General features: G+C 41.2%; 11 protein-coding genes. 3 read left to right on the top strand and 8 right to left on the bottom strand.

Annotated features, from left to right (window positions below):
• Window positions 1–443: 443 nt before the first annotated feature.
• Window positions 444–779: a TfoX/Sxy family protein gene (locus tag B3F51_RS11480; protein WP_070369601.1), complete on the top strand. Its 336-nt coding sequence runs from the start codon at window positions 444–446 to the stop codon at window positions 777–779.
• Window positions 707–1,228: a hypothetical protein gene (locus tag B3F51_RS11475; RefSeq protein WP_175440868.1), complete on the top strand. Its 522-nt coding sequence runs from the start codon at window positions 707–709 to the stop codon at window positions 1,226–1,228. The genes B3F51_RS11480 and B3F51_RS11475 overlap by 73 nt, the downstream gene beginning before the upstream one ends.
• Before the next feature lie 217 nt (window positions 1,229–1,445).
• Here the strand turns inward: B3F51_RS11475 and B3F51_RS11470 are convergent, their stop codons facing one another.
• The 4 genes from B3F51_RS11470 to B3F51_RS11455 form a co-directional block, all read right to left on the bottom strand.
• On the bottom strand, window positions 1,446–1,712 hold the full coding sequence (locus B3F51_RS11470) for a glutaredoxin domain-containing protein (protein ID WP_070369599.1): 267 nt from the start codon (window positions 1,710–1,712) through the stop codon (window positions 1,446–1,448).
• A gap of 239 nt (window positions 1,713–1,951) precedes the next feature.
• Entirely contained in the window at window positions 1,952–2,656 is a 705-nt protein-coding gene (locus B3F51_RS11465) for a hypothetical protein (RefSeq protein WP_070369598.1), read from the bottom strand.
• A 243-nt stretch (window positions 2,657–2,899) separates the two neighbouring features.
• Window positions 2,900–3,463 (bottom strand): hypothetical protein, encoded by a 564-nt coding sequence (locus tag B3F51_RS11460; protein ID WP_070369597.1) that lies wholly within the window; start codon window positions 3,461–3,463, stop codon window positions 2,900–2,902.
• The gene (locus B3F51_RS11455; RefSeq protein ID WP_070369596.1) at window positions 3,460–3,642 is read right to left on the bottom strand and encodes a hypothetical protein; all 183 of its coding nucleotides are present in this window, start codon (window positions 3,640–3,642) and stop codon (window positions 3,460–3,462) included. Before B3F51_RS11455 ends, B3F51_RS11460 begins: the two co-directional genes overlap by 4 nt.
• 416 nt (window positions 3,643–4,058) lie before the next feature.
• Here B3F51_RS11455 and B3F51_RS11450 point away from each other — a divergent pair, with 416 nt between their 5' ends.
• A complete protein-coding gene (locus tag B3F51_RS11450; protein WP_070369595.1) occupies window positions 4,059–4,430 on the top strand; it encodes a hypothetical protein in 372 nt (123 codons plus the stop codon).
• Between the two features lie 182 nt (window positions 4,431–4,612).
• On the opposite strand, the gene B3F51_RS11445 is transcribed toward B3F51_RS11450, so the two are convergent.
• The 4 genes from B3F51_RS11445 to B3F51_RS11430 all read right to left on the bottom strand — a co-directional run bounded on the left by B3F51_RS11445 (window position 4,613) and on the right by B3F51_RS11430 (window position 8,534).
• A complete protein-coding gene (locus B3F51_RS11445; protein WP_070369594.1) occupies window positions 4,613–5,776 on the bottom strand; it encodes an aldo/keto reductase in 1,164 nt (387 codons plus the stop codon).
• 122 nt (window positions 5,777–5,898) lie between these two features.
• Window positions 5,899–6,459 (bottom strand): TetR/AcrR family transcriptional regulator, encoded by a 561-nt coding sequence (locus B3F51_RS11440; RefSeq protein ID WP_070369593.1) that lies wholly within the window; start codon window positions 6,457–6,459, stop codon window positions 5,899–5,901.
• Window positions 6,460–7,026: 567 nt separating this feature from the next.
• Entirely contained in the window at window positions 7,027–7,911 is an 885-nt protein-coding gene (locus B3F51_RS11435; protein WP_070369591.1) for an EFR1 family ferrodoxin, read from the bottom strand.
• Between the two features lie 26 nt (window positions 7,912–7,937).
• Complete coding sequence (locus tag B3F51_RS11430; RefSeq protein WP_070369590.1) at window positions 7,938–8,534, bottom strand: TetR/AcrR family transcriptional regulator; 597 nt, start codon at window positions 8,532–8,534, stop codon at window positions 7,938–7,940.
• Window positions 8,535–8,815: the final 281 nt, after the last annotated feature.

Raw genomic sequence — 8,815 nt, 5'->3', positions numbered from 1 at the left:
ACAGCTCAGGAAATCACTAACAGTCTAATACAGAAATTGTCAGAGATAAGTTTGTAATTGCGGTCTGCCTATCAGTAACTACCATTGCTCAATCCGAAGAAAAAATGATCTTGCATCACAGAGGGGAGTATCCAACAATTGAGACGGTACTGGGGAAAGCAATGGGGGCACTATTTGGTTACAAATGGTTTCAAAATATTGTGAGACCAAAAGGCTGATGGATGGTATAATTAATCAAATATGGGTCAGTTTATGATAAACACAAGTCGATGAAATGTAAAAAAACAGCACCTTTGTCTAACCGGAATATGACGAACGAAACGTCCCCGAGTTATGCCTGTGTTATGTGAAGGAAAACGGGAAAAGCGGGCGCTGGTTAAAATAATTGGCGCGTAAGGTAGTTTGTCGGCTTGTATCTGACCAGAATATAAAAGGAGACAACAATGGCAACCAGTAAGGAATTTGCAGAGTATGTTTGTGATCAACTAATGGCAGCGGGAAACGTCAGCTGCAGAAAAATGTTTGGCGAATATGGCATCTATCTTGACGAAAAAATTGTGGGTCTGATCTGCGATAATCAGTTTTTTTTAAAGAAAACCGAAGTGGGACGGTCCATGATCGAAGAACACCTGACAACCGTTGAGGAGGGGCTGCCATACCCCGGGGCCAAGCCACAGTTTTTGATTGAATCATTGGATGACCGGGAGTGGCTGGGGGAATTGTTGCGGGCCAGCTATCAGGAACTGCCAATGCCCAAACCCAAGAAAAAGAAAAAATGATGAATCAGCAAGCATATAAAAAGACTTACAAACCATTGGTTTTGTGGCTTCTGTTCTTTCTGGCAGCAAGCACCCTGATGCCAATGGGGATCAACAGAATAATGCAGGAACACTTAAAGATTACTTGGGGGGCGGGTGCTGAGGTTAAAATGATCCTGATGTTCATGGTGCTTGCCATTGATGGATTAATGTGGATGATTTATGCCGGTGAATATGTCTACTGGATTAATGGCGGGCCCAGCTTTGAGGAAGCAAAAGCAGCGGGCAGTGAAAAAAGAAAAGCATATGCAGGGGCGCATTTAAAGGTGTTTTTAAAAATGACATTGCTTTGCTGTGTCTACCTTGCAATCAGTTTGCTTTTTCGATTTCCGATGGGGATTGATATTGTTGCGATCACAGCAGCTGTTGTTGGCGCAGCGATTAAGACCATGCCGATTCACTTTGATTAAAAACGTTGGGCACATTTGATGTGAGGCTGTCACAGCCAATCTGCCATAGCGGCGATATATTGTTTTAACGACATTAAAGCTTCGACAATCCGAAACAATCAGCGCAATGAAATCTTTATGATGCGCTAAACAACCGCTGCGTGAGGCATCAAACCATCTTTATGGATATTTTAGACGAAGAAAAAACGGCTAGTGTGAGATAGCCGTTTTATGTGCATTAATCCTTTATCTCGTCAATCAAATCAGACAGTTCGCCTTCCTCGTCGAGTTTTTTCAGGTCCGAAAAGCCGCCAATACAGGTCTCCCCGATAAAAATAAAGGGGACGCTATAGTGATGGGTTTCTGCCTGTAACTGATAACGCAGGTCGTCATTCTTAAAAATATCAACATCGGTGTAGGCAATTCCACGTTCATCAAGCAGTTTTTTGGCACCATTGGAATACGGACAAAACGGCCAGGTATACAATTTTATTTCTTTTTTCATGGGTCTCCTTTCTTTACATCATCAGGGATCAATGTGATGGTATTATTCTACCCCCCACTGGTCACTTAAAACGCCAGTATTTTTCAAAAAAACGTTTCAAAAACCGGGTGGCAAAACGGAGGTATTCAAAAACGGAGAAAATAAAACAGGTTATCAAGCAGTTTAGGATAAACCGAGTTAATGCGGTAAATGAAGGCGCTAAAAAGTGAACACATACCCGGAAGAGAGCAATTGTAGTGTTACGCTTGCCGGGATATGTTCATATGGTGGCGGATATTGTTTTTATTAAAAGACGCCAGCAGGTCATCCAGCTGTCGCTCCATCGTTTGAATCACCTGTTCCTCGTCCTGATAGCTAATCACTTTAAAGACATTCTCAATCTCAACGACGCCATAGTTGTTGTTCAGCTGCTTGTTCAAAAACGCATTCATCAGACTGTCGGCGACGGACTTTAAGACGTCGACATTTTTATCAATCGCTTTGATCTGTTTGATCGTTTTTCCCCGATTGAACAGAAAATCCAGCTGGGTAATACTGATCAGGTAGGACGCACTGTAAAAACTCAGCCATTCGCGAACCTGCCGGTTAAACGCCTGTTTTTCAACGGTTTCAATCAGTTTTTCAGGTGTCAGCCCGTTATAGTCAATGTTGTCGAGCAGCAGCAACTTAAAATTGACATTGAGTTTTCTGGCATTATTCCAGATTTCGGCAATCAACCGTCGGCGTTCGGTGGCATAACTGACAATTGCGACAATCAGACTGACGAGCGATCCGGTAAAGATGCCAAAAAGAAACGAATTGTAGTTATCGAGGTTATTAAGAATATGACTTTTAAACGGGTCGACAACTAAATCGGGGATTATATCGTCAATCGCAAAAATCGCAATTGCAGATAAAACCGTCAGAACCAGGGTCACAATCGTACTGTACTTAAATGTCTTCATAAACAACGCTCCAGATTTTTTTATTTATTATAACTAAGTTTATTTTGATTGTAAATCCATTGATTAAAATAAAATTCGTAAAAGCGAAGGTTATCAGTAAGGAGTCTGGCGAGTTTGATAAACCCTGCAAGCGTTGCGTTATCAAGGAGTAGCGAATTGTCAAGTTTTATCGAATTTGTCGTCACTGTGGAATACGGATGCGTGTTGATTTTAACAACCATACTCTGTGGAATGTACAAGAGGTCAACGTGTATATTTTATATACTCGCCGGAAATGGTTGAAATGGGACAGATGGTGCACCAGGTGCGTGGTTTATAAACCAGTGACAGGATCACACCGATAAACGTGGTGGTCATCATCATGGAATAAAAACGGTAGGACAGATGCGTCAACCAGGCTGGGAGTCTTTCAAATGTGATCAATTGAGGCATTTCAAATGGCAGGGGAATCACAATCAGAAAACGCAGGTATTCCAAAGCGGGTGAAAAGCCTAATCCAACACGAATGGTGGTCATGGTGATAAAGGTTAGGCTGATACCAAAATAGATAAGCATAATCCATTTTATCTTACCCTGGATAAAAAAGGCTGGCGTTTTCAACGATAATTTCGAAGTAAGTTTACCGGTCGTGCTCAGCAGGCTGGCCCGGGGGCAGTAGCCTTGGCACCAGGTCTTTTTACGGTTTCTAAATAATAAAATAAAGGGTAATATCATACAGATGAGACCTAAAATGGCAAAGTGAATATTGACAAACCCCAAAGCAAAATAAGTCAGGACCAGGAGGAATAAGAATTGATTGTTTTTCATACAAAAGCACCTGTAATTAAAAACGAAGAACGGGTCATAAAACCAGGAATGGTTCCATAAATACCAGTTCGATGGGGTTTGGCAGTAATGGGCCAACTGCCGTTGAGACAGCTTTGCAGTTTGTAGTAAAAAAGCCCCAATGCGCCACCGAAAAGTGAGCCTATTATTTTAGTATACATTTTATACCTCCGAAAAAATTGATAAATCAGGTGAATGCCTCTTATTGTATCAAAGGCTTTTTTTGAAATCGGTGATTAGATCACAGTAAATAAACGGATAGTTCAGAAGCCCTGATGCCAGGGGGACTTATGCTGATTTGAGAGATACTCCACAAATGAACCGACGCCAAGTATTTGCAGTTGAATAAAACATCAAATAAGGATATGATTTTATCAACTGGAAAGGAGTCGTTGAGAATGCCAAATATCAAACCAGTCTCGAACCTAAGAAACGATCCGGAAGTATTGCGGGATGTTGCGGTGGCAAACCATTTTTTTTAACAAAAATAGTCGAGCCATGGGAAGATCACTGGCATTGGCAAAGACAACAAAAAAGGCTCTGTTTATTGAAAATGAAAAAGGAGGGATCAGAAATAATGAAAGACAGAAAAAATATTCTATTTCTTGCCATTGGCGTGCTGCTCTCAGTAGTTTCGAAACTGTTGCAATTTGTTTATCAAGCGAAGATTGGGGACTTCATTGTTATACCGGCAGCGGTATTTTTTGTGTTGGCGATTTTGCACTCGTTGCCAGCTTTTAAAGCCCTGTATCGCACCGCTAAAGGAGCCCGACAAGCCAATATTATGGCAACCCTGGCTTGTTCGGCAGTGGTGTCATTTCAGATTATGATGATCCTGATTATTGGCAATAGCAATTGGTTGGGGTTGTTGCTGCTGGTGCCATTTATAGCACTGGGAGCTCTGTTTGGGGTTAAATGGTTTCAAAACATTGTGAAGCCAAAAGGCTGAGGTGGAGGAGGTTCGTTGGCAGATTTAGCGGGAAGAACAAACGTTGTTACAATCCTTTCCGATAAGTGTTGCGGGTTTAGAGAATTTCAGCGATTCTGAAACGACAAAAAACCTGCCACTCGCTGGTAACAGGTTTCCGTAATTTTATCTTGATATTTTTGATTGAATTGATAAAAACGACGCTACAATTTCATAAAGCGTTTGATTAAAAATCGGGTTGGCTTATAATAAAAGCCTTCCATGGTTTTGGCAACAGTCGCCAGCTCATCTCTTATTTTTATATTCTGGGGGCAATGGCTTTCACATTTCCCGCATTTTGAACAAAGAGATGCATTACTCGTCTGGCTTTTGACACTGGTTTGCATAATATACTTGCTAAGCGCCGCTGTTTTTCCTTCAATCTCCCGATCATTATAGGTTGAGAAGCACGTAGGAATGTCAACACCTTTCGGACACGGTAAGCAATAATTACATCCGGTACAGGGGATTTTTATCTTTTCGCTAAGTATTTGGGTGACCTGATTAAACAACCCGAAATCAGCCTCAGTAAAGGCATTGGCTTTCGCCTGGGAAGCGACTTTAATGTTTTCTTCAACCATCGCCTGTGAATTCATGCCCGATAAAACAACCGTAACTTCGGGATGATTCCAAATCCAACGAAAGGCCCACTCCGCTGGGGAACGCTTCACGTAAGCATTGTCCCACACCTTATAAACTTCCTTGGGCAGATTGGTAACCAGCTTCCCCCCTCTTAAGGGTTCCATGATCATCACCGGCAACCCTTTGGCAGCAGCATATTCCAAACCGCCTTTGCCAGCCTGTTTATTTTCATCCAGAAAATTATATTGGATCATACAAAATTCCCAGTCATAGGCATCCACCAGTTTTATGAATTCGTCCCGACCACCATGGTATGAAAAACCAATATTGATAATCTGCCCGGCCTGTTTTTTTTCCGCGATCCATTTGAGAATCCCTAAATTGACCAGTCGCATCCAGATATTGACATCGGTAAGCATGTGCAGGAAATAATAGTCGATACGATCAGTTTGCAGCCGTTCCAGTTCGGCATTGAAAATCTTATCCAGATCTTCATATTTCTTTACTAAATATGGGGGCATTTTGGTGGCAATTTTTACCCGGTCACGATAGCCTTTGGCCAGCACCCGGCCTAAAATCACTTCACTTTTGGGATAAATATAGGCGGTGTCAAAATAATTAACGCCATTTTCAATGGCATAGATGATCTGTTGCTCAACCTCATTTTCATCTTTGGCAAAACGCATACACCCAAATCCCAGGGCAGAAAGTTTGTCGCCATTTTTAGGATTGATTCGATAATTCATATACGTAGCTCCTTCATTAATTCATTATAATCGCTTTTGATCAGTATTCTCTGATTTCATTGTATCTTAACTGTGATGACGTACAATCAATATGACTGATTAGTCATTCATTTGCAAAAAAATTAGTTTTTAATGCTGTCCCATAGAAAATTAAATGATGTTTCAACAAACCCGTCGTCGGCTGCCAAACTGGGGTTATCAATAAAATAATAGGTGTTCGCATTGAGAATACCCATCAGCAGATTGCTCATATAATCCAGACTGACATTTTTGATAATTTCCTGCTCAATTCCTTCGGCAATTAATTCCATGATATTATTAAATTTACTTAACCCTTCTTTCCGGGTGGTTTCCCCGATACAGGAAGCATTACAGAACTGTTGAAAAAATAAAAATTCTTCAGTATGATCAAGGCTCCAGCCGATGTAATTAATATAAATCCGTTTGAGTTTGCTTCTGAAAGTCGATTCTTGTTCAAGCCCAAGGGTTAATCGCCGGGTCAAGGATTCTTTGCAGGTCAAATAAAGCACATTAATCAGTTCTTCCTTGCTTCCGAAATAGTTGAACAATGTTCCGGTTGCCACCCCAGCCTCTTTTGTAATCCGAGCGGTCGGGGTGTTATCAAAACCATATAAATTAAAAAGTTTTAAGGCTGCTCTTAATAGTCTGTCGCGCTTATCCAATTCATACCTCCTGACCAATCTTTTTCTGAATCTTGATGATGTTGATTATACTGCAAAATGACTATTCAGTCAATTAAAATTTCTGACATACTTTGCTTTTAAACTTTTTTATCTGCCTTCACGAAATAAAAAGATTTGGGATAACCTGCTTGCCTATTGGGCTCATAACAGATGCAGCTTCCGTAGATCGCCAGCATGGATTCTTAGCTTATTCTGGATTTAAAAAATCGACCCAAATGAAATGGATAACGTTGTTGAAGGAATTGTTGGCAGATAAGCGAACTCAGCGGATCGTGAAGATTCAAAAGAAAATGGGGAGAGTAACCGCCAAGTGAGTCGGTTCTGGGGCTGGGCAAGATGATGGTGGAGGCATTAAACGGATGCATATTTCTAAAGCTTTAATTGAGGAGCAGCTTACTTTGATGGAATAAATGGCTCGTTGTATAGTCGGGATATGACGAACGAAACGTCCTGGATGTTTCTCGGATGTCTCTGCCAATCTGATTCCAGAGGAGTTTGAACTGTTCAAGCTGCCGTCCTACACGATGATGGATTTTTTTTAAACTATTACTCAGCTTCGCTAAAATATTTTATAAAATGCTTATAATAACCCTTTGATTTTTCGGTGACATAGTTGCCGTCAATCTGAGGGTTATTCAATAGTTGATCAATATTAAATCCACCGGTGTAGGGGTCTAACACGCAGCCAGACAGATGTTTAGCTTTTATGGCGTGATTGGGACAGGCGTAAATACAGCGCATACACCAAATGCAATTGGAGCCAAAAGAGATTCCATCTTCCACTTCAGAAATATTATTGGTCGGGCAGTCACGAACGCATTTTTTGCAGTGCGTGCAATTAGCCGAAGCTGCCAGGCCTTTCGCAAAGTATTGGGCACCATAATGTTCTTCCCCATAGTAAAGAACCCGAAGCAATTTGCTTAGAATCCCATTTATTTTTAAATGTTGTTCCTGTTCATTGAGGGTATCGGTGACGATGTGCTCTACTTTTTTAACGGCGGCCTGGTATAACTGTTTATTTAGTTGATCGTCATATTTAATAAACAAGTTGCAGGGCATGGCAATGATAGAATTATGGAAGACCCGATAGCCTTTTGCTTCCATTATCTGGATAACCCTATCGGACGCCCCCTGGTTAAGGTAGTGTGGAGAAGAGGCGGTCTTGAAGACAAAAGCTTTTTTCCCCGGGCAGCTGGGCAACATCTGGGCAAACTGGTCAGTAATACCCGAAGCGCCAAATCCCAGAACGGGATGACCGACTCCAATCAGATCAAAATCATTGATGACTGATGTCTTTTTATGATTTACAACATCCTCAATCCGAAATAGTTCAACTTCTACTTGGCTACGTTTGTAGGACTCAACTAACAGCCGGGCAATAATTTCTGTATTGCCGGTACCTGAAAAATAAAAGATCCCGATTTTTTTCATTCTAATAGCCTCCTTGGGTAGAAACCTTAAATCCTTGAGATTAATACCGAATTGATAAACTGAGCTTCAAAATCTCCAATGACAGCATCAAGATCGATGTTTTCACTCATTACCAGATAGGATAGGACACCATCCAGTGCAGACATCAGGGTCAGGGCACTGGCCCGGGTATTGTGTTCAACAAATTGTCCGTTGCTGATGCCTCGGTCATAGAGTGCTTTGATAAAGTCGCTGATATGCGTATAGTAATCTGCATACGCTTTCCACATTTCCGGAGTTGCAATGGCTTTAATCATGGTTAAAAAGAAAAAAGTAAGCTCCTTCTGGTGTGATAACCAGTATGAGACATAGTTCCGGATGTAAAATTGAAGCCCTGCAACCGGGTCAGATTCTTTTAAAGCGAGGTGAACATACTCATAAATTGGTTCATTCAGCTTTTCACTGGCATAAAATAAAATTTCGTCTTTGCTGCCAAAGTGATGATACAAGCCACCTTTACTGATTTGCGCTTGTTTGGCAATGCTCTCCATGGAGGCTCCTTCATAACCCTTATCAAGAAAAACCTCAACGGCAGCATTGACGATGTCATTCATCCGTTTTTCTTTTGTTTCCCATTTAGCCATAAAAATTCCTCCTTTAAAAAACCGACCGTCGGTTTTATTTTAAAGCGATGATCTGATTTTGTCAAGAGGTTCTTTTAACGCGATGGTTCAATTCATTTCAAGCACTTGGATTTCGTCTTGTCATATAGGTTTATATGACGTGGAGACGTTTTGTTTGTCATGCCAGTCAGTCGATGTCAGGCAAGTTAGAACAACAGCAGATGAACCAGGAAAGGGCAAAGCAAGCGCGGAAAAACGGTACTACTCGAATTTACTATTTAACCTAGGTTCCCGGAAAGTGT

The sequence above is a fragment of the Acetobacterium sp. UBA5834 genome (assembly GCF_002435675.1).
Lineage (GTDB): Bacteria > Bacillota > Clostridia > Eubacteriales > Eubacteriaceae > Acetobacterium > Acetobacterium wieringae.
The sequence above is the reverse complement of the archived record's forward strand: the minus strand, read 5'-3'. Positions and strand labels throughout refer to the sequence as shown.

Bases quoted from the DNA above. Each gene is read 5' to 3' on its own strand.
- B3F51_RS11480 (WP_070369601.1), top strand. From the start codon at position 444: ATGGCAACCAGTAAGGAATTTGCAGAGTATGTTTGTGATCAACTAATG.
- B3F51_RS11470 (WP_070369599.1), bottom strand. From the start codon at position 1,712: ATGAAAAAAGAAATAAAATTGTATACCTGGCCGTTTTGTCCGTATTCC.
- B3F51_RS11465 (WP_070369598.1), bottom strand. From the start codon at position 2,656: ATGAAGACATTTAAGTACAGTACGATTGTGACCCTGGTTCTGACGGTT.
- B3F51_RS11460 (WP_070369597.1), bottom strand. From the start codon at position 3,463: ATGAAAAACAATCAATTCTTATTCCTCCTGGTCCTGACTTATTTTGCT.
- B3F51_RS11455 (WP_070369596.1), bottom strand. From the start codon at position 3,642: ATGTATACTAAAATAATAGGCTCACTTTTCGGTGGCGCATTGGGGCTT.
- B3F51_RS11450 (WP_070369595.1), top strand. From the start codon at position 4,059: ATGAAAGACAGAAAAAATATTCTATTTCTTGCCATTGGCGTGCTGCTC.
- B3F51_RS11445 (WP_070369594.1), bottom strand. From the start codon at position 5,776: ATGAATTATCGAATCAATCCTAAAAATGGCGACAAACTTTCTGCCCTG.
- B3F51_RS11435 (WP_070369591.1), bottom strand. From the start codon at position 7,911: ATGAAAAAAATCGGGATCTTTTATTTTTCAGGTACCGGCAATACAGAA.
- B3F51_RS11430 (WP_070369590.1), bottom strand. From the start codon at position 8,534: ATGGCTAAATGGGAAACAAAAGAAAAACGGATGAATGACATCGTCAAT.